A 21069-nucleotide genomic window follows, 5' to 3' on the forward strand; every position below is an offset into this window, starting at 1 on the left:
GCTGCTAAAATCCCCCCTATTTTGTACTGATGTGATCAATTAAGGATTTCTATGCGCACCTCCAACTATTTACTTTCAACTCAAAAAGAAGCACCAAGTGATGCTGTTATTGCAAGTCACCAACTAATGTTACGTGCAGGCATGATCCGTAAACTAGCATCAGGCCTATATACATGGCTACCAACGGGTTTACGTGTTTTACGTAAAGTTGAAAATATCGTCCGTGAAGAGATGGAAAGAGCTGGGGTAATTGAAGTATTAATGCCCGTCGTTCAGCCTGCCGATTTATGGCATGAAACAGGTCGTTGGGACAAATTTGGTGGGGAATTATTGCGTATCAAAGACCGTCATACACGTGATTTTGTTTTAGGCCCGACACATGAAGAAGTTATTACTGAGTTAGTACGCAAAGAAGTGAGTAGTTACAAACAGCTTCCTCTAAATCTATTCCAAATCCAAACTAAGTTCCGCGATGAGACGCGCCCTCGTTTTGGTGTCATGCGTGCGCGTGAATTTACCATGAAAGATGCTTACTCTTTCCATCTTGAACATGAGTGCTTAGAAAAAACTTATCAAGATATGTTTAACGCCTATTGCCGTATCTTTGAGCGTCTCGGTCTAGAATACCGTCCTGTAATCGCCGATACTGGTAGTATTGGCGGCAGTGCCTCTCATGAATTTCATGTACTTGCACAAAGTGGTGAAGATGCAATCGTTTTCTCTAGCGAGAGTGATTACGCTGCGAATATTGAAAAAGCCGAAGCGCTTGCCCCTGACTTTGATCGTCCAGCTGCTAGCGCTGAAGTTCAAATCGTTGATACACCCAATACGCACACGATTGAAGAAGTTTGCACATTCTTAAATATTCCCGCAACACAAGTTATCAAAACATTATTAGTTGAAGGTGAAGTTGAAGAAGGAAAAGAAGTCCCCGTTATCGCACTCGTATTACGTGGCGACCACAACTTAAATGAAATTAAAGTTGAACATATTGCAGGAATAGCTAGCCCATTACGCTTTGCTAATGAACAACAGATTAAAGATGCAGCAAATTGCGATGCAGGATCTATCGGACCTAAAGGATTGTCGATCCGCATTATCGTTGATAGAGCAGCTGAAAAACTCGCTGACTTCGTCTGTGGTGCAAATACAACGGGCAAACACTTAACGGGTGTTAATTGGGATCGCGATATTAGCAATTATGAAGTCGCTGATCTACGCGATGTGGTTGAAGGCGATCCAAGCCCATGCGGTAAAGGAACGTTATCCATTGCTCGCGGTATTGAGGTAGGCCATATATTCCAACTAGGCGATACCTACGCAAAAGCAATGAACGCCAGCGTATTAAACCAGCAAGGTAAAAACCAAATAATGACCATGGGTTGTTATGGTATTGGTATTTCCCGTATCGTTGCTGCCGCAATTGAGCAAAACAATGATCAAAATGGCATTATATGGAATAACGCATTAGCTCCTTTTTCAGTGGTTATCGTACCGATGAACATGAAAAAATCACATCGTGTTGCTGAGCTCGCTGAAAAATACTATGCCGAACTACAACAGGCAGGCATTGAAGTATTATTCGATGATCGTAACGAGCGCCCTGGTATCATGTTTGCCGATGCCGAGTTGATCGGTATTCCACATACATTAGTGATTGGTGAGCGAAGCATTGATAAGGGTGTTATTGAATATAAAGATAGGCAATCAGGTGAAAAACATGAGATTGCTATTGATCAAGTCGTTACCTTTATTAAAGACAAACTCATGTAATTGTTCTATTTTTAATGACAATCAGTGCGATTTTTTGCACTAATTGTCATTAATCCCTCCCCTAAATAAGAGTGAATCTGGAAACAGCCAATGAAATTAAAACGATTAGTATTCATATTCACCTTATTACACTTACTATACAGCGCTATTTCACATGCCTCCCAAAACATGACAACTTTCAAATTCAGCAATGAAAATCAACTTAATAAAAATTTTAGTAACGACATAAATACCTTTTGGGACAAAAAAGCAGAGTCGCATTACTTTTATGGTGTCGATAATAAAAAGATACACACTGTTAGTATCAAATCAGCAAACAACAAAGTGATTGTCATTAGCCAAGGACGTAATGAAAGTGTCCTGAAATATAAAGAGGTTGCCTTTGATTTATACCAACAAGGCTATGATCTATTTTTAATCGACCATCGCGGACAAGGTTTTTCAGAAAGATTAGGCGGTGACCAATTCCGTGGTCATGTACAAAATTTCCAAGATTATGTCACCGACCTCAACCAATTTATTCACTCATTAGATCTACAAAAACATTATCAATACAGATATTTGCTCGCCCATTCAATGGGAGGGACAATCAGTGCGCTATACCTTGAACAATATCCTCACCCATTTCAAGCGGCGAGTTTATTTAGCCCAATGTTATCAATAAATATCGGCGGGATACCAAATAGCATTGCCAAAATACTCACCTATAGCAGCGCTGAAATTTGCAGCTGGTTTAACGATAAAGCCTGTTATATTTTTGCCGGGGGACCACATAAAATAAAAAGCTTTCAAGGTAATGACCTCACCTCCAGTGAAGTAAGATTCCGCGCCTCTCAAAACACCTTTTTACAAGCCCCAACCACACAACTTGGCTCGGCCACCATGCGTTGGGTCGCTGAAAGTATTAGCGCCAGCGAAGCAGCCGTTGCCAGCGCTAATAACATCAAGATTCCCGTATTAGTCATTCAAGCAGGAGATGACTCTGTTGTTAGCGCTTCAGGGCAAAATGATTTTTTTGCTAATATGAAAAATTGCAAGGATAAGCAACTAATGACCATTGATGGTGCACAACATGAAATATTATTAGAAAGCGACCCATATCGCTCTAATGCACTCAATGCAACACTGCAATTCTTTAGCAAATCACAACAAGGCGCACAAACATGTATAAAATAGCAATATCAGATCTTGATGGAACACTCCTCGGCCCAGATCACCGAATATCCGCACAAACCAATGCCACAATAAAACGTTGGCTCGATAGTGACCGTAAATTTGTTATTGCCACCGGGCGACACTATATCGAAGCAAATCACCTACAGGCATCAATCGACACACCGCTTTATTTGATCACCTGCAATGGTGCACGGGTACATAATCACAAAGGGGAGATCATCCATAAACAAAATTTAAACAGTGAGATTGCCGAAGAAATTTGTGCTCAAACATTCGCAGATGAAGTACAAATTAATCTTTTTACCGATCAAAACTGGTTTGCCAATTACCGTATTCCTGCACTGGATGAAATGGGTCTAGATGCAGGATTTGATTGTATCGCCACAGATCTTGCCAAACTTGATAAAGGTAATACTATCAAGATTTTTTTCTGGGCTGAGCCCGAATTTTTACAACCCATTTATGAGCACCTTAACGCCCGTTACGGCAAACGTATTAATTTAACATTTTCATTAGCAAAATGTTTAGAAGTAATGCATGCAACAACCAACAAAGGGGAAGCCGTTAAAGCAGTATTAGCAGACAAAGGATTACGCGTTGATGATGCTGTTGCGTTTGGAGATGGAATGAATGACCTCGAAATGCTTGAAGTGGTGGGTAAGCCGGTACTGATGGGTAATGCACAAAAAGCGTTGCGAGACGCAATACCCAATGCCGAATTCACCCTCACTTCAAAAGAAGATGGCGTCGCATTTTATATGGATAAACTATTAGCAAAATACAATAATAACTAACCTTAATACCTTGTCTTTTTACTGACAAGGCCCCCCCTCCACCAGCATGACATCTCTCTTAAATAATATCCCCCATGTTGCCTCAAGATGCTTTATCAGACACAAATTAATAAGCAGATTTTACTTATCCATAGAGAAATAAATACAAGCGCTGTTATACTCTATTGAACACACATATAATTTACCGATTCAAATCACTGCACTAAGGTTTTTTATGCGCAATTCACACTTATTACTCAGCATTCCTGCACTGTTTATGGCTGCCTGTAGCTCACCACTTCCACCCAAAGAGGAAGTGCAAATAGCCCCTACCATTATCAAAGAAGATTTCGCACAAATTTTAGAGGCAAACTTTAGAGGAAAATTAGCATCAACTAATGGTGAGCTGATTTTTACCGAGTGTGATTCTAAGCAAACATTTTCCATTAGAGACAATGAACGGTTAATGGATACTTATAGGCAAGTTAGCAAGACAGACTTAGCGCCTGTATATATTGAATTTACAGGTGAAATCGTCTTTTCAAACCCTAAAACTGACGAATCAGAACCATTAATTCGCCTTGACCGCATCCATCATATGGCATTGGCAAAAAACTCCTTACAATGTGCTAAACCAGTAGATAACTTTAGATTTAAAGCAAAGGGTGATGATCCCTATTGGCGCATAAATATCAATAACCAAAACATATTTTTTGCGGTCAAAGCGAGCAATCAAGTCTATCAAGTACAATCTGGAAACTTCCGCACAACACAAATAAATCATATAAAAGCGCTCAGTGATAACGGCCAACGTCTTGATCTAACGATTGAACCGGGGCACTGTTATGACCAAAAAAATGGTTCCTATTGGGGGTATATTGCCAAAGTCGATTCGGTTTGGGGAAAATATGACGGTTGTGGAGAGCCTGGTTGGACGACTATAGAAGAAAAATTTACCGGCTATTACCTCAATCAAGATGATACAAAAACAACGGATTTAACCATTAATGATAATTACAGCGTAGAATATAAAGAAAAAATAGGTTCCAACACGATTGTTAGTAACGGTTTTTGGAAAAGTAATTCACCAGATACCATCGTAGTAATGCTCACCAAGCAAGATGATAAAAACATTCGCAAAGAACTTATTTTTAATCGCAAGGGGTTAGCATTAACAACACAAAAAATAAATACAAATAATATTATCACCCCATTGCCAGCACCGGGCCTTGTGTTTGAAAAAATGAGCAGCGCTGTAGAGGCGCCCCAACAAGTCTATACCATTGAGCGAGAGTTTATAGCGCAACGCATCGCACCAAAGAGTGAAATCGACACAGAGGTACAACAAGCATTAATAAAATACTTTAAAGACCATCGCACCGATCCCAAAAACAGTAAATTCAGCTTGGTTAAATACGATTTAAATGGAGATGGCATGGATGAAGCCATTGTCCTATTAGATTGGTGCTCAAAAAGCGGCTGTGAAATGCTCATTTTTAACAATACAAAGAATGGCTATCAATTTTCGAGCCGCGTTTCACGTATTGAAACACCTATTGTGATCGCAAGAATGCAACATTATCGATGGCAAAGTCTGATGGTCGAAAAAAATGGGCTATGGCAAATTCTCGACTTTGATGGTATCAGCTACCCAACTGACGCACGCAAATTAAATAACCCAGGAGATAGAGCAACACAAGGCACCGATGTTATTTTATTTGCCAATGGCAAACCAACCGTTTGGTACCGATAAAAGAATAAGCAATATTGATGGGCTAGCAAAAGAGTGTGGTGTTTTGAAAAAGTATTTTCGCACCACATTGTGAGTACGGAATTACGCTATCTAGCAAGCAGTTAAGCAACGATACACCCCCACCGAGAACTGTCGAAATTCATTACACACCACACAGAAAACTCAACACAAAAAACTAAAACCTCAAAAGAAACAACACCTTGAAATAATGGCGTATTTTTTGCTTAAAGCGATTCACCAATAAAACCTTTATCAAGGATGACCGATATTTATGAAAAAAATTATATTTTTATCTACATGTATATTTGCCAGTGCAGCAAATGCTGTCTTAATTACAAACTCCTCCAACTCAGCATTATCTGGTGCGACTGTAATCGACTTTGAATCACAGACTATAGGCTCATCTTCTAGCTATTCGATTGGTGATGTTACATTTTCAAATGCAGGAACAGGTACCTTACAGATTACAGATTATAGCGATGGAGGTGTTTTTGGTACTTCTGGTCTTGAACTTTCAACGAAATCTGTACAAGGATCATTCAATGTTAATTTCTCTACTCCAGTTTCAGCTTTTGGTATGAGATGGGGCGCTGCCGACGGGTATTGGAATATGAATATTTTTGATTATTCAAACGACTTACTCACAAGTATGTTTATTCCAGCACAAACTTCGCCCTACGTTGGTTTTATCGGTGCTGATATAACTAATATTTCTCGTGTAGAGTTTATGGGGCAGTATTCCGATTGGGTCAAAATTGATGACTTTAGCTATGTCACCCAAAGCAGTGTGCCCGAGCCAGCCTCAATCGCTTTACTTGGCTTATCTTTAGCTGGGTTAGGCTTTACTCGCAGAAAAAAGAAAGTCTAACAAACAAGAATAGGTGTCGTACTGTCGACACCTTATTCAGGTGTTGAATAAGCAACACGACAAGACAAGATAGCTAAAACCTTTTATGAGCAAACTACAAATTGCCCTGCAACAGTCTTTCTAAAAAGGCTTTCAGAAAAATAAGGTTTGCGGGTTCTCGATGGCTCTGTTTGGGATCATCCTGGGATGCTTCAGGTTCACTATAACCATTTATTATTACGACAAAAAGCTTATCGCCCTGCGCGGTCTGTATCACGCCGAGTATATTAGTCACCCCCTTCATCGACCCCGTTTTGGCTATCACCTTTTCGCGTAAAAGCTTACCATTAACCGCGCGATTATATTTTAATGTGCCATCTACCCCAGCAATGGAAAGTGTCGGTAATAAATGTAAACGTTGTTCATTGTGATAAATATAACTGAGCAGCGACATAAACAACTCTGCGCTCATTAAATTATGGCGAGAAAGACCGAACCATCAGCGATATAACCATTCTTTAAATCAATATTTTCAGCTAACAAGATGGCTTTCACCGCTGCCGCACCATTACTAAAGTTACCCGCACGATTAAAGTAATTGGCCCCTAATGTTTTAAATAAACTGTCGGCTATTAAATTATCAGACTCCTTCATCATCTCTTTTAATAGCTCATTCAATAGTGGGGAGTGATGAACAACCAGTAACTCCGTGGTATCAATTGGATTTTTCGCGTCATCAAGGTGAATATCCCCCATTAACTTAATACCCACTTTTTGTAACTCTGATTGAATTATTTTTCGCGCATAATCAAAGGGGTCATTCACTGAAAGTGACAACGGCAATGGCGAGTTGCGACTCTGCAAACATCCCCACAAATGGTAGCTATTGCCACTTTTTCGGGTGATATTTAAATCGCAAAAAGTCTCCTTGCGCTGCGCTTCGCTAACGACATCAACATCACTACTAATTGTAATCGGCTCATAGTTGGGAATAAATAATTTTGCCTTATGGCCGATTTTTGTCGTTAAACTTAAATTACCCAATACACAATTTTTATTAACGATAATAGCGCTTGTTGGCGAGGTATAGCAGACGCCTAAATCATTCCAAGCTTGCCCATTACTCCATTGATAACCATCAAATTGTGATTGATTAATAAAAAAATCCCCCGCTATTTCCCTGATTCCTTGTTTTTTCAACTCCCGTAACATGCGACTAATATCACTGCGTAGCAACGTCGGATCGCCAACAAAACGCAAGGTTAGACTTCCCTGATAACGACCGTTTTTTATTTTTGCACGCGCTCCTTCAATGCTTGTCTGATAACGAAACTGCTCACCCAAATAGAGTTTAGCGGCGGTTGCGGTTAATAATTTTTGCATGCTCGCAGGCGTACGTAAAACCCTTGCCTGCCACTCACTTTCCACTTGTTTTTTCTCTGGATCGATGATCAAATAAGAGAGCTGTGCACCATTGGGCAACAACTCATGTAAATCCTCCCATTGCGAAGCCAATGAAGAGATCGGTATAAAAAATAGAAACAGAAAAAGCAGATGTGTAGGCATAAAATGATATCCAAAAATAGATCAAGAATAAACTATGCTCATTTTCTGTTTTGAAAACAAGATTAGCAATCACGAATCTATTTAAATTTGCAGAATTGATCCTAGAGCAATGCTATAATTTACCCCACGTCGCCGCTTAACTATGAGCTAATAACAATGAACAACCCTCTCTATAAAAAAAACATAATCTCCATTGCAGACCTTTCTCGTGAAGAATTAGAACTCATTTTACAAACAGCACACTCATTAAAGCTGACTCCACAACCTGAGCTATTAAAAAATAAAGTTGTTGCTAGCTGCTTCTTTGAGGCTTCAACACGTACTCGTTTATCCTTTGAAACCGCGGTACAGCGTTTAGGTGGCAGTGTTATTGGTTTTGATAGTGGAGGCAACACCTCTCTAGCACAAAAAGGAGAAACCTTAGCGGACTCCGTCACCGTCATCTCTTCCTACGCCGATGCCTTTTTTATGCGACACCCACAGGAAGGAGCTGCACGTTTAGCGTCTGAGTTTTCTGCTATTCCAGTTATTAATGGGGGGGATGGCTCAAATCAGCATCCGACACAAACTTTATTAGATCTGTTCACTATTTATGAAACACAAGATCGCCTAGATAATCTCAATATCGCCTTTGTTGGCGATTTAAAATATGGGCGAACGGTGCACTCTCTCACCCAGGCATTAAGCCTATTTAATTGTAATTTTTATTTTATCTCTCCCGATGCATTGGCGATGCCAGACTACTTGCTTGAAGAGCTAGACACGCTAGGTATCAACTACTCATTGCACAGCAGTATAGAAGAGGTGATTGATTCTCTTGATATTTTATATATGACTCGCGTTCAAAAGGAGCGTTTTGATGAAACGGAATATCAGCATATTAAGTCTGCATTTTTATTAAATGCACAAATGCTCGAAAATGTACGTGAAAACCTAAAGGTGTTGCATCCACTCCCACGTATTGATGAAATTGATATAAACGTTGATAAAACACCCTATGCCTATTATTTTCAACAAGCAGAAAATGGTGTGTATGCTCGACAAGCGCTACTGGCTTTATTACTAACCCAACAATTTCAGCTACAAGGTTAATAGCAAATGACTTCTAAAAAATTACAGGTTGAAGCAATTCAGAATGGCTCGGTGATTGACCATATTCCAATACAACAAGCCGTTAAAATTCTCAATTTTTTCAAGTTGACACAAACCAATGAAAAAATAACGATCGGCCTTAACTTGCCAACACATAGCGGTAAAGGAAAAGATCTCATTAAGGTTGAAAATACCTTTATCAGCGATGAGCAAGCTAACCAATTAGCGCTGTTTGCCCCTAATGCAACCATTAATCAGATTAAAGATTTCAAAGTTGTGAATAAGTTTAAAGTACAACTTCCAGACTCTTTTATAGGCGTTCTTTCTTGCCCTAATACGAATTGCATTAGCCACAAAGAGCCGGTAAACACCCGCTTCTATGTTAAAAAAATAGATAATTTAGCGCTAAAATGCCATTACTGTGAAAAAACATTTAATTCATCACTCTTCCATGAATTAGATTAGATAACCAATAGCACTCTCTAGCATAATGATACTTCGGGCATCTCAGTACATTGTGGGTTACTGATTTTGCCTCTTAAAGTAACGTGGATATAATAGACACTTGATTTTTATCATCCAATCTTGAATCTAACGGTTTTGTTAGCAAAACTAGATTGTAAATGAATACGTTACGTTTATACTTAATATAACTTTTGTAATCATAGGCGGTTCAAATATGCACTATAATACCTCTCTTCTTTGTGATGTTTATGCTGATACAGTGGATGTCGTAGAACCACTGCTAACCAATTTCGGTGGGCGAAACTCATTTGCTGGTGAAGTGGTCACAGTTAAATGCTTTGAATCTGTTGGCCTTATCTATAAAACGCTGGCGCAAAATGGTGCTGGGAAAGTATTATTAATTGATGGCGGTGGTTCATTACGCCGCGCTTTGGTTAATGCCGATATTGCTGAACTTGCCGTTGAAAACAACTGGGAAGGTATTGTTGTCAATGGGTGTGTGCGTGAAGTTGATTTTCTTGAAGAGTTAGAAATCGGCATTCAAGCAATTACGGCGATCCCCGTTGGCGGAACAGATAACGAAATAGGTGAAGTCAATGTACCAGTCAATTTTGCTGGCGTGACTTTCTTACCTGAAGATATTCTTTATGCCGATAGCACTGGGATTATCATCTCTCCCGAACCGTTAGACCTTGATGAAATCGATGAGATGGATATTGAGCCATTATAAAAAATAAGAGCTAGGTTAACAATTAACCTAGCTCTTATCCCCATGCTCTTGAGGATGCAAAATCAGCAAGAAAAAGCATGGATATATTTTTTCGTTACAACTCTCAGCAGATATGTTGGAGTTAAAGCGTTTCTTCTGCCTGTTCTATTTTTCCTACTAAAGCACTTAGGCGTGATTGCCATTGTTGGTGCTCTTCAATTAACTGGGCATTCTCTGCTTGCAGCTGATTCTGTTTTTCTAATAAAGAGTGTTTATCTTCTTTTAGCTCTTCAACTTCCATCTGCAGCAATGAAATAGTATCAACTGCATTTTGAATTTTACTTTCTAATTTTTCTAATAGTTCTAATGTCATTAACTCGCCCTTTAAAGAATAAGTTTATACTATGTCGCATAGCCTGTTAGTGAGTAGTAACCATCAATTTTGATACGTTTTTTGACTCATCGCTTATGCTATGCAATAAAACGAAATAGTATTGATTACAAGGAAATGAGGATAAGCATTCCCGTTAGCTTATTCAACCTTTGTTTTGCTTTATTGTTCAATAATCGTTAAATAATACCAATATCAATAAATAGCCTAACTATATTACTGGTTAAAAGGATAGAAAAATGAAAAAAAATATAAGAATGGGGCAATATCGCCACTATAAAGGCAATTTATATTCAGTGGAAGGTCTTGCCACGCACAGTGAAACCGAAGAGGCAATGGTCATATACCGCCCTCTTTACGGTGAACAATTATTATGGGTTAGGCCACTAAGCATGTTCATTGAAGAGATCGACGTTGATGGTAAAAAGCAACCTCGATTTAAGTTTGTATCCCAATGATACTTCAAGATACAAACTCAGCAAAAAAGTATGCAGGGGTGCGAGGCATAACATTGCACTCTAGTTATCCTACTTAGAGAGATCCTGCTCCATCGATAGCGATGGCATATCGCATAGCGGTTTACCAACCACCTTTGCTGGCACGCCAGCAACGGTTGTATGAGCAGGAACAGCTTCTAACACCACGCTGCCTGCCCCTATTTTAGCACCGACACCGATTTCGATATTACCCAACACTTTTGCACCGGCACCAATCATCACCCCTTGGCGAATTTTAGGGTGGCGATCGCCCGTTTCTTTACCCGTCCCCCCCAATGTCACACCTTGTAATAATGATACGTTATCTTCAATAACGGCTGTTTCACCTACCACAACGCCCGTTGCGTGATCGAACATGATGCCTTTACCAATGGTCGAAGCCGGATGCACATCTACCCCAAATAATTCGGAACTGCGATTTTGTAAATAATGAGCCAAGGGAATACGTTTTTCTTTCCATAGCCAGTTGGCAATACGGTAAACTTGAATAGCATGAAACCCCTTTAAGTATAATAAGGGTGTGGAATAATCAACAACCGCGGGATCGCGCTCCTGTACCGCAATAATATCGGCCATAGCAGCCTCAAGAATCGAGGGATCTTTACTAAATGCCTCCTCAATCACCTCCCGAACCAAAATGGCAGGCATGGTGTGATTATCTAAACGATTAGCTAATTGATAACTCAGTGCAGATTTTAAATCTTTATGATTTAAGATAGTTGAATAGAAAAAACTCGCTAAAATAGGCTCATCCTTCGAATAATGCCACGCCTCATCACGAATTTTATCCCATAATTTCTGCTGTATCGCTTCCATTACACATCTTCCTTACTGTCATCAATTAATTCCGTTTCAAAAATCAATTTGTTGTTTTTCTTTTCAATCGGCACCACGGAAAGAGGATCTAAGTGAATTAAAATATCGGAGCCTGGAAACAATTCCTCTAAGACATCCTCTAATTTATCCGCTTTAGCATGGGCTGCAAGTAACGTTTGCTTATCATCAAGCTCTAAATGTAGTTGGATAAATTTGGTATTACCCGATTGACGAGTACGTAAATCATGAACACCATGGACGCCATCAATATGATAAGCTGCTTTGATTATTTGTTCCTCTTCGGATTTAGGTAATTGCTTATCCATCAAGCCATTAACCGATTGCATGCCAATTTCCCAAGCACCATGGAAAATATACAAACTGACAACAATAGCAAAAACACCATCAGCCCAGTGCCAACCAAATCCAGCTAAAATAAGCGCCAACAGTACCGCACTATTTAATGCAATATCGGTGCGATAATGTAATGAATCAGCTCTAATTGCCATACTGCCCGTTCTTTTGACAACATAACTTTGAAAAGAAACCAATAGTAACGTAACAACAACTGAAAATATCATCACCCCAATACCGATATTGGATGCGTTAATTGTTTGCCCATTAATTAATGCAGAGATACTATTAAACATTAAAAAGACAGAGGAGCCTGCAATAAAGGCTGCTTGCGCTAATCCGGCGAGGTTTTCTGCTTTACCGTGACCGAAACGATGTTGGTCATCGGCAGGTTGCAGTGCAATTCTTATCGCTAACAGGTTAATAATTGACGTAGTGACATCCATTAGCGAGTCCGTCAAGGCTGCTAAAATACTACTAGAACCGGTCATAAACCAAGCAACTAACTTTACGATAATCAATATAGAAGCAGCTACAACAGCTGCTCGACCTGCTAAGTTAACTAAGCGTCCATATTCTTCTTTACTAATGTTGGTTTGCAAAAAAACACCTACAAATAAGTTAATTTTAAGAGGATGTTATTATAACTTGTTTGCCCATTTTAACCAAATACGATGGGAACCAATCCCCTTTGTTATCAATAGTAAATAGCATTACATCCCCATGCTACCTGAAGAGGTTTTGTCATGCGCGAGCTCGAATACCAGAGCAAGACGTAACATGAGGTTATTCTATTCATTTTTCGAATTGACAATACAGGGCTGGTATCTGACTTGGCGCGCCGTAGGACAAGGAGATATTTGAGGGGCACCACCAGACCTGTACCATCACAACAGGTCTGACATGCGTTTTGTCTAATAATTATTCGTCAGCCATATTTCCTTTTTTACCATTTTGTCCTTTACCTTTACCTTGCATATCATTGTTTTTACCTTGCTTACACTTTTTACCTTTATGGCTATGTTTGCCTTTTTTATTGGCTAATAGTTTATCCATTTTTGTTTGTTGCTGCGGTGTTAATAGATGATAAACATCAAACATCATTTCCATACGCTGCATTTTTCTCGCCTTTTTCGCAGCATCTTTCGAATCAATTAAAGCTTCTGCTTGTGCAGCATCAAACTTAGGAGCTTTCATAATACTCATTTGAGCATCATGAAAAGCGCCCTTTTGTTGCTGCTTATCGCTTTTATGCTTTTGCATGATGGTTTTAACATCCGCTTTTTGCGCATCCGTTAAATCAAGTTTTGCAAGCATTGACTGCATAGGCATTGCATCACAAGCACCACCTCGACCTTCTTGTTTAGCAAAAGCAGTAGAGAATGTAAGCGGTAGAACAATGGTTGCAACTAACATGTTTTTTAATAACGCATTCATAATAAAAATCCTTTATAATGTAAGTGACTAAATATTTATTGTTTGGTTCGGAATTAAGTATAAGGCAATACGAGCAAAGCAACGTATGGTCGAGGTAATGTTGTGTAAAGAAGTGTAAATTACAGTGCTATTAATAAAATATAGTGTTTAATTATCCACATCAAAAAAACATACATTACGCTACGCTTAACAACATACTCTTTAACTACGAATGGATTTGAATTAGAGATGATTATTATTTTACATTAGTCTCCCCGTAAGTTACTGATAACTTATGCTGAGACTTTATTAAAGGTTACAGCATGAAAAATATACTCTTAATTGATGACGATAAAGAACTTGTTTCTTTACTTGCCGAATTTCTATCCTTAGAAAATTTTAACATTGATATAGCCCACGACGGTGAAAGTGGGTTAGAGAAAGCGCTTAGTGGTATTTACGATTTAATTCTTCTCGATGTTATGATGCCACGAATGAATGGCTTTGAAATGCTAAAGTTATTGCGCCAAAAAAGTGAAATGCCCGTACTGATGCTGACGGCAAAGGGCGATGAAATAGACAAAGTGCTCGGTTTAGAAATGGGTGCCGATGATTACCTTGCTAAACCATTTAGCGAACGCGAATTGCTTGCTCGTATCCGAGCAATCATCCGCAGAACACAGCATAAAAACCCGCAAATACAGAGTAAAATAAGCCATTTAGATATTGATCTTTACCCTACTCAGCAACAGGCTATTTGTCAGAATTTTACCGTGGAACTGACGGGTACTGAGCTATTGTTACTCGAAAAATTTCTTCAGCATCCAGGTAAGCTTTTTTCTAAAGAAGAACTCAGCGAAGAAGTGCTAGGTAAAAAGTTACAACCTTTTGACCGAAGTATCGATATGCATTTGAGTAATTTACGCCGTAAACTACCCTCTCGCTTAGATGGTCAAACACGCGTGAAAAACTTCCGTGGAAGAGGGTATATGTGGTTAGAAGGTGGTGATTCGTTAAAGGAAGCTAGCTAGATACCGATAGGATGGCTTATTTTTTTAGGTGGGCCAGTAATACCAAATCATATAATTAAAAGAATTAATGGTTTAACTTATTCGGTATCGACTAAGTATTCAATTAGGCAAAAGGGATTAAACAGTGCGATGGAATTCATTTAACTCATTATTTACCAAAATATTTGTTGGTTTTTGGTTATTAATTCTATTGTTAGCAACCGTTCTCGTTTTACTCCCTAAGCTTGATGGTCGACAACTGCAAGATTTAAGCAGTAGTGATTTAGCGCTTTTACAGCGTCAACAACAACATATTCAGGCATTTCTGGCAAAGCGACCGCTTCAACAAATAAATGTTTTTTTTAAAATGCCTCCCCATAATCGCTTTAAAAAAATTTACGTCACAGACTCATCGGGTCAACTGCTGAACAACCATGCCCCAAAAAATGTTCGCCAATTTATTCTTGATAGCTCATCCATTGATACCCCAAAAAAGAGAATATTCAAGCACAACACTTTCTTTGGACCAATCTTAATTCAACACAAACAGCAAGATTTTCTTTTCTACTTTTCTCATCCAAATGATAAAGAGTCTTTACAATTCGTTGAATGGTTGATTGATAATCCACTATTGCTTTTACTGACCGCGCTACTTATCAGCACCCCCTTATGTGCTTATTTGTCTTGGCATGTAACACAACCATTGAGACAATTACAAAATGTAGCCAATAAAGTCGCACTCGGTGATATTAAAACTGATTTCCCAATCATTAAAAACAGCGACGAAATCAACCAACTAGCCAAGTCAATGCAAAAAATGTTGTTATCTGTCCAAGATATGCTTAACAACCAACAGCGATTATTAAGTGATATCTCACATGAATTACGATCCCCTCTGACGCGTCTCAATCTTGCATTAGCCATTAGTAGAAAACATCTTGGTGATAGTAAAGAGCTACAACGTATATCGATAGAAGCTGAACGAATAGAGTTAATGATCGCTGAAATGCTTAATTTGTCACGCATGCAATTAAATCCACACATTAAAGAAGAAGTGGCCTTCAATGAGCTTTTAGAAGAAATCTTTTTAGATGCACAATTTGAAGCAAAGGAAAATGGAAAAATATTTATATCACCTGAAATAGAAGAAATATATATTAACATCTACCCCGAGTTAGCTTATCGGGCGATAGAAAATGTAATTAGAAATGCCATAAAATATGCAAAAATTAACATTGTTGTCGAAATCACGGTGACAACAACCTATATTCTACTTTCCATTAAAAATGATGGTCCATTAATTCCTGAAAATGCATTACAGGATATTTTCCGTCCTTTTTATCGCCTAAATGATGCGCGAGACCGAGAATCTGGAGGGGTTGGATTAGGATTAAGCATTACTGAAAATGCGATGTCGATGCATGGCGGGAAAATATGGGCAGAAAATATTGATAAACAGGTCTGTATGCATTTACAATTCCCACGTTTTCCTTAACCCAACATAAGATGAGAGCCCATGATTGAAGTTGCACTGTTTGAACCTGAGATTCCACAAAATACGGGCGCGATTATCCGCTTATGTGCCAATACTGGCTGCGTTTTGCATTTAATTGAACCCTTGGGGTTTGATTTAGATGAGAAAAAAGTGCGCAGAGCTGGTCTTGATTATCATGAATTAATCCACGTTTACCGCCACAAAAACTATCAAGCCTTCTTAGAAGTTGTTGCAGGTAAGCGAATTTTTGCTTGTACAACAAAAACAACCACATTTCATAGTAATGCAAAATTTCAAGATAATGATGTTTTACTCTTTGGGCCAGAAACGCGAGGCTTGCCGAGTGAAATTCTAGATAGTTTAACAACAGAACAAAAACTACGTATTCCGATGCGCGCAGAAAGTCGCTCGATGAATTTATCAAATGCTGTTTCTGTGTTTGTTTACGAAGCATGGCGACAACTTGATTTTTCCGGAGCTGTATAACCCGCTTTAATCAAAAGGCTGCTTCGGCAGCCTTAAGAAGCAACTTGCAGCAACTCCACCAACAACTGCACTGTTTTCTCTCCTCTAAACTCATTAACATCTAATCGATAAGCACAATACACTTTTTTTATCATCGCATTAGGCCAAACATCTAAATCAACATTAAAAGCAATGGCATCAATAGCGTGACCATCAAGCTCTAACACCATTTTCAAGTGCTTACCTGCTACTAGGCGTTGTTGTTGTAATTTAAAATGGCCATCGAATAATGGTGCTGGAAAGCCTTGCCCCCAAGGGCCTGCATCACGAAGTTCAATCGCTTGTTGTAAATTAAATTGCGCAGCACTTAATTGACCATCAGAAAGTAATACATTATTTAAGAGATCGGCGTCAATATGATCTTCAATAACCTTGTTGATGGTTTGTGAAAACAAGGTGAAATCAGCTTCCTTGATCGATAACCCAGCCGCCATCGCATGCCCGCCAAACTTTAACAACAGATTCGGAATCGCTTTATCAACGAGATCAAGCATATCGCGAATATGCACGCCCGGAATAGAACGAGCAGATGCTTTAATTTCTCCTTCCCCCGCTTTAGCAAAAGCAAAGGTTGGTCGGTAATAACGCTCCTTAATACGTGATGCAACTAACCCTATCACCCCCTGATGCCAGTCAGCTTCAAAGAGGCAAATAGCAAAAGGAATATTATTCTCATTGACAGTTAAATGCGCTAATGTTTTTAATGCTTCATCCTGCATACCCTGCTCGATCTCTCGACGGGACTGGTTAAGGGCATCAAACTCATTGGCAAGCATATTCGCTTGCTCACCGCGATGACACAGTAACAACTCAACGCCATGGCTCATTTCATCTAAGCGTCCAGCGGCATTTAGGCGAGGTCCCAAGGAAAAACCAAGGTCACTAGCAACTAATTGCCCTTGATTACGTTTTGCCACACCAATCAACGCACTAATTCCAACTCGACATACGCCAGCTCGAATACGCGCTAATCCCTGTTGCACCAATATTCGGTTATTCGCATCAAGTTTAACCACATCCGCCACCGTCCCTAAGGCAACAATATCTAATAACGATGCTAGGTTAGGCGGCTTTTTGTCGGCAAAATAGTGCTTATTCGATAGGTAAGCGCGTAGTCCAAGCATCACATAAAATGCAACGCCCACACCGGCTAAATGTTTACTTGGGAAATCACATCCCGCTTGGTTAGGATTGACGATAGCATCGGCATTGGGTATTTGCTCGCCAGGTAGATGGTGATCCGTTACCAATACCCGTAAACCTTTTTCTTTAGCATAGGCGACACCAGAGATGCTGGCTATACCATTATCCACCGTCATCAACAATTGCGCGCCTTTAGCAATGGCTAAATCGACAATATCAGGGCTTAGCCCATAACCATAATCGAAGCGATTCGGAATAAGATAATCAACATTGCTAAAACCTAATTCTCTTAAAGCCAATATCGATAGTGCAGTGCTCGTTGCACCATCGGCATCAAAATCACCAACGACGATGATGCGCTGTGATTCAATCAACGCTTGATAAAGCAGCTGACAGGCAGATTCCATCCCCTTGAGTTGTGTATAAGGCAGTAAACGTTTAGTACTTGTATCAAGCTCATTGTCGAAAAGAATACCACGGCTAGCATAGATTTTTTTCAGTAATGGGGAGCAATTAAGGGTAAGAAGAGGGGATTCCACTAAGGTACGATTTTTGATTGTAATAGCAGGCATATTATCTCATTATCTTGCATGGCGTATTTATCAGAGGAGCATCTTATTGTTCTACCTATTTACCGATAAGAAGCTGCATTGAGGGATAATGCAGCTTCTACTATATGGCGTTATTTTTGCTCAAGCAGTTGAATTAAGCGATCTGCAGGCACATAACCAGGTTGCATTGATCCATCTTCTAAAATTAATGCAGGAGTGCCATTAATACCAAAAGATAAGCCTAAATCATATTGCTCTTTGACGGTATTAGCACAGGTTTTAGAATCAATATTACGACGTTTTTTAGCGCTATCCATGGCCGCTTTAGGATCATCGGCACACCAAATAGAAACCATCGTATTATAGGCAGAGGAGTTCACTCCACCTCGTGGAAACGCTAAATAACGAACCGTAATGCCTAACTTGTTATAATCGGCCATCTCCGCGTGAAGTTTTTGACAATAACCACAACTTGTATCGGTAAATACCGTAATAACGTGCTTCTCTTCTGCTGCCTTATAGACAATCATATCTTTCTCAAAAGCCTTAAGTTGCGCTTTACGCAATTCAATTAAGCTTTTCTCTGAAATATTTTCCATCTTATTATCTAGGTCATAAATATTACCGTGCAGTAAATATTGTCCATTTTTACTGACGTAAAAAATACCTTGATTGGTCGTTACTTCATATAAGCCTTCAACAACAGCAGGTTTTACTGAATTTACTTGCATCTGTAATGAACGCATTTTAGTGCCAATAGTATCAACTATCGCCTTATCGACTACCGGATCAGCAAAAGAAATACTACTAAAAACAACCAGCGCCATTGTGCTAACAATACGTTTTTTAAATAGGCTCGATAACATGAAAAATCCTTAATATAAAATGAGTAAACTGAGTATGCCTAATTATACCTTTTTTGTGAACGTTAGATTGCGTAATTTACATAGAGGTAATCATTTTGACTGCATACTCAAGATCTAGGATGGTGCTCTTGATGTAGGGCTTTTAAACGATCCTGGGCAACATGCGTATAAATCTGAGTCGTAGAAAGATCACTATGCCCCAACAACATTTGCACAACGCGTAGATCTGCGCCGTAATTTAGCAGGTGCGTTGCAAAAGCATGACGTAAAACATGGGGCGACAGCGCCTCTTTATCAATTCCACACACTTGCGCATAATATTTTACACGATGCCAAAAAGTTTGCCTAACCATCATGTTACCTCTTCGACTGGGAAATAAAACATCACTACTTTGCCCGTTTAATAATTCAGCACGCACCTCCTCTATATACCTTTCAAGCCAATATAATGCTTCTTCGCCAAAGGGTACCAAACGCGTTTTACCTCCCTTCCCGGTTATACGAAGTACACCTTGTTGTAAATTGATCTCCTCCATGGTCAATTCAACCAATTCTGAAACTCGCACCCCTGTAGCGTAAAGCAGCTCTAACATTGCCTTGTCCCTAAACTGAACAGCATCACTTAAATCTGGCGCTGATAAAAGTCCATCGACTTCAGATTCAGACAATGATTTGGGCAGTGGTTTTATTGTCTTCGGGCTTTGTAATTTTGCACTGGGGTCATCGTCACGTATTTTCTCTCGACATAAATATTGATAATAACGACGTATCGCACTCATTAATCTCGCAGTTGAGCTATTTTGGTAATCTATTTCACTGTGTAAACGAAAACTGAAATAATCATTCAAGTCAAGCGAACTCGCTTCTGCCAAATGGCAATGTCGAGTCTCTAAAAAAACATCAACAAGCTGTAAATCATGGCGATAAGCTTCAAGTGTATTTTTTGATAACCCCCTTTCTAGCCATAAAGCATCTAAAAATTGGTCAATACTAACTAGTTCCATTAAACTCTCCTAACTCTTTATTGAACTAAGGCTACTATATGAAAATCGGTTTATTTTATGGCTCTAGCACTTGCTACACCGAAATTGCAGCAGAAAAAATACAGGCCTGTATCGGCGCAGATATCGTCGACCTATTTAACATAAAAACAGAGTCACTTAGCAAGACAAATGATTACGATATTCTTATTTTAGGCATATCGACATGGGATTACGGTGAATTGCAAGAGGATTGGGGAACACTTTGGCAAGAACTTGACGACTTACATCTTAACAATAAAATTATTGCGCTTTTTGGCTTAGGTGACCAACAGGGATACGGTGAATGGTTTATTGATGCGGTAGGATTATTACACCAAGCATTGCAACCACACTCACCTCAATTTATCGGCTATTGGCCAACACAAGGTTATCAATTTAGCGCCTCCAAAGCACTCAGCGAAAATCCTAATTTTTTCGTCGGACTGGCACTAGATGAAGATTCTCAATATGAACTAAGTGATCAACGCATTGAAACATGGTGCTTACAAATATTACAAGAGATAGAGCAAATACTATAAATAAGCCCTTAATAAAAGTAATGAATTGTAAACGTACCCAATAATTGTATAAATTGTGACGATGGCGATTAAAGAACACTCAAAACAGCCAACCAAGCCGCAAAAAACACGACGTAGATCACACTTCACGCACGGATTTTTAGTTATTTAATTTCTGTATCGTTACTATTCTGATCCAGATCAATCTGCTTTTTAACTCTTTAGTTAAGCTACGCCACTTATTTAATAGTACTAATGAATGACCTATATATTCATTAGTACTATATAATTTTTTTCTTTTTAACTCAGCT

At 39.1% G+C, this 21069-nt stretch carries 20 protein-coding genes and 1 pseudogene; 13 read left to right on the forward strand and 8 right to left on the reverse strand.

Going from position 1 to position 21069, the window contains the following annotated elements; translation table 11 throughout:
* The first annotated feature begins 51 nt into the window (after nt 1–51).
* From AB2N10_RS13185 to AB2N10_RS13205, 5 genes are all read left to right on the forward strand, one after another.
* A complete protein-coding gene (locus tag AB2N10_RS13185; RefSeq protein WP_369433945.1) occupies nt 52–1773 on the forward strand; it encodes a proline--tRNA ligase in 1722 nt (573 codons plus the stop codon).
* A 90-nt stretch (nt 1774–1863) separates the two neighbouring features.
* Nucleotides 1864–2949 (forward strand): alpha/beta fold hydrolase, encoded by a 1086-nt coding sequence (locus AB2N10_RS13190; RefSeq protein WP_354622830.1) that lies wholly within the window; start codon nt 1864–1866, stop codon nt 2947–2949.
* A complete protein-coding gene (locus AB2N10_RS13195; RefSeq protein ID WP_369433946.1) occupies nt 2937–3743 on the forward strand; it encodes a Cof-type HAD-IIB family hydrolase in 807 nt (268 codons plus the stop codon). The genes AB2N10_RS13190 and AB2N10_RS13195 overlap by 13 nt, the downstream gene beginning before the upstream one ends.
* A gap of 214 nt (nt 3744–3957) precedes the next feature.
* Entirely contained in the window at nt 3958–5475 is a 1518-nt protein-coding gene (locus AB2N10_RS13200; protein WP_369433947.1) for a hypothetical protein, read from the forward strand.
* A gap of 271 nt (nt 5476–5746) precedes the next feature.
* Nucleotides 5747–6343, forward strand: coding sequence for a PEP-CTERM sorting domain-containing protein (locus tag AB2N10_RS13205; protein ID WP_354622832.1), 597 nt, complete (start codon nt 5747–5749; stop codon nt 6341–6343).
* A gap of 94 nt (nt 6344–6437) precedes the next feature.
* Here the strand turns inward: AB2N10_RS13205 and dacB are convergent.
* A pseudogene (gene dacB, locus AB2N10_RS13210) lies at nt 6438–7888 on the reverse strand (D-alanyl-D-alanine carboxypeptidase/D-alanyl-D-alanine-endopeptidase).
* A gap of 156 nt (nt 7889–8044) precedes the next feature.
* On the opposite strand from dacB, the gene pyrB reads away from it, so the two are divergent.
* The 3 genes from pyrB (at nt 8045) to rraA (ending at nt 10175) form a co-directional block, all read left to right on the forward strand.
* Nucleotides 8045–8980: an aspartate carbamoyltransferase gene (gene pyrB, locus AB2N10_RS13215; protein ID WP_369433948.1), complete on the forward strand. Its 936-nt coding sequence runs from the start codon at nt 8045–8047 to the stop codon at nt 8978–8980.
* Nucleotides 8981–8986: 6 nt separating this feature from the next.
* Complete coding sequence (gene pyrI / locus AB2N10_RS13220) at nt 8987–9445, forward strand: aspartate carbamoyltransferase regulatory subunit (protein ID WP_369433949.1); 459 nt, start codon at nt 8987–8989, stop codon at nt 9443–9445.
* A 214-nt stretch (nt 9446–9659) separates the two neighbouring features.
* The gene (gene rraA / locus AB2N10_RS13225; protein WP_369433950.1) at nt 9660–10175 is read left to right on the forward strand and encodes a ribonuclease E activity regulator RraA; all 516 of its coding nucleotides are present in this window, start codon (nt 9660–9662) and stop codon (nt 10173–10175) included.
* Nucleotides 10176–10296: 121 nt separating this feature from the next.
* Here the strand turns inward: rraA and AB2N10_RS13230 are convergent, their stop codons facing one another.
* Nucleotides 10297–10527 (reverse strand): cell division protein ZapB, encoded by a 231-nt coding sequence (locus AB2N10_RS13230; RefSeq protein WP_354622835.1) that lies wholly within the window; start codon nt 10525–10527, stop codon nt 10297–10299.
* 257 nt (nt 10528–10784) lie between these two features.
* On the opposite strand from AB2N10_RS13230, the gene AB2N10_RS13235 reads away from it, so the two are divergent.
* A complete protein-coding gene (locus AB2N10_RS13235; protein ID WP_354622836.1) occupies nt 10785–11003 on the forward strand; it encodes a DUF1653 domain-containing protein in 219 nt (72 codons plus the stop codon).
* 69 nt (nt 11004–11072) lie between these two features.
* Here the strand turns inward: AB2N10_RS13235 and cysE are convergent, their stop codons facing one another.
* The 3 genes from cysE to AB2N10_RS13250 form a co-directional block, all read right to left on the reverse strand.
* Nucleotides 11073–11858 (reverse strand): serine O-acetyltransferase, encoded by a 786-nt coding sequence (gene cysE, locus AB2N10_RS13240; RefSeq protein WP_369433951.1) that lies wholly within the window; start codon nt 11856–11858, stop codon nt 11073–11075.
* Nucleotides 11858–12814, reverse strand: a complete 957-nt coding sequence (locus tag AB2N10_RS13245; RefSeq protein WP_354622837.1) for a cation diffusion facilitator family transporter — start codon at nt 12812–12814, stop codon at nt 11858–11860. Before AB2N10_RS13245 ends, cysE begins: the two co-directional genes overlap by 1 nt.
* A 319-nt stretch (nt 12815–13133) precedes the next feature.
* On the reverse strand, nt 13134–13649 hold the full coding sequence (locus AB2N10_RS13250) for a Spy/CpxP family protein refolding chaperone (protein WP_354622839.1): 516 nt from the start codon (nt 13647–13649) through the stop codon (nt 13134–13136).
* A 302-nt stretch (nt 13650–13951) separates the two neighbouring features.
* On the opposite strand from AB2N10_RS13250, the gene AB2N10_RS13255 reads away from it, so the two are divergent.
* From AB2N10_RS13255 to trmL, 3 genes are all read left to right on the forward strand, one after another.
* Nucleotides 13952–14659 carry a response regulator gene (locus AB2N10_RS13255; protein WP_354622840.1) on the forward strand — a complete coding sequence of 236 codons (708 nt, stop codon included), beginning with the start codon at nt 13952–13954 and terminating at the stop codon, nt 14657–14659.
* 124 nt (nt 14660–14783) lie between these two features.
* The gene (locus tag AB2N10_RS13260) at nt 14784–16133 is read left to right on the forward strand and encodes an ATP-binding protein (protein WP_354622841.1); all 1350 of its coding nucleotides are present in this window, start codon (nt 14784–14786) and stop codon (nt 16131–16133) included.
* Between the two features lie 21 nt (nt 16134–16154).
* On the forward strand, nt 16155–16619 hold the full coding sequence (trmL, locus tag AB2N10_RS13265; RefSeq protein WP_354622842.1) for a tRNA (uridine(34)/cytosine(34)/5-carboxymethylaminomethyluridine(34)-2'-O)-methyltransferase TrmL: 465 nt from the start codon (nt 16155–16157) through the stop codon (nt 16617–16619).
* Nucleotides 16620–16651: 32 nt separating this feature from the next.
* Here trmL and recJ read toward each other — a convergent pair whose 3' ends face one another.
* The 3 genes from recJ to xerD form a co-directional block, all read right to left on the reverse strand.
* On the reverse strand, nt 16652–18373 hold the full coding sequence (recJ, locus tag AB2N10_RS13270; protein ID WP_369433952.1) for a single-stranded-DNA-specific exonuclease RecJ: 1722 nt from the start codon (nt 18371–18373) through the stop codon (nt 16652–16654).
* A 110-nt stretch (nt 18374–18483) separates the two neighbouring features.
* Nucleotides 18484–19218: a bifunctional protein-disulfide isomerase/oxidoreductase DsbC gene (dsbC, locus tag AB2N10_RS13275; protein ID WP_369433953.1), complete on the reverse strand. Its 735-nt coding sequence runs from the start codon at nt 19216–19218 to the stop codon at nt 18484–18486.
* Between the two features lie 107 nt (nt 19219–19325).
* A complete protein-coding gene (xerD, locus tag AB2N10_RS13280) occupies nt 19326–20222 on the reverse strand; it encodes a site-specific tyrosine recombinase XerD (protein ID WP_354622844.1) in 897 nt (298 codons plus the stop codon).
* Between the two features lie 38 nt (nt 20223–20260).
* On the opposite strand from xerD, the gene fldB reads away from it, so the two are divergent.
* On the forward strand, nt 20261–20779 hold the full coding sequence (gene fldB / locus AB2N10_RS13285; protein ID WP_354622845.1) for a flavodoxin FldB: 519 nt from the start codon (nt 20261–20263) through the stop codon (nt 20777–20779).
* Nucleotides 20780–21069 lie beyond the last annotated feature (290 nt).

The organism is Psychromonas sp. MME1 (genome assembly GCF_041080865.1).
Classification (GTDB): Bacteria; Pseudomonadota; Gammaproteobacteria; order Enterobacterales; family Psychromonadaceae; genus Psychromonas.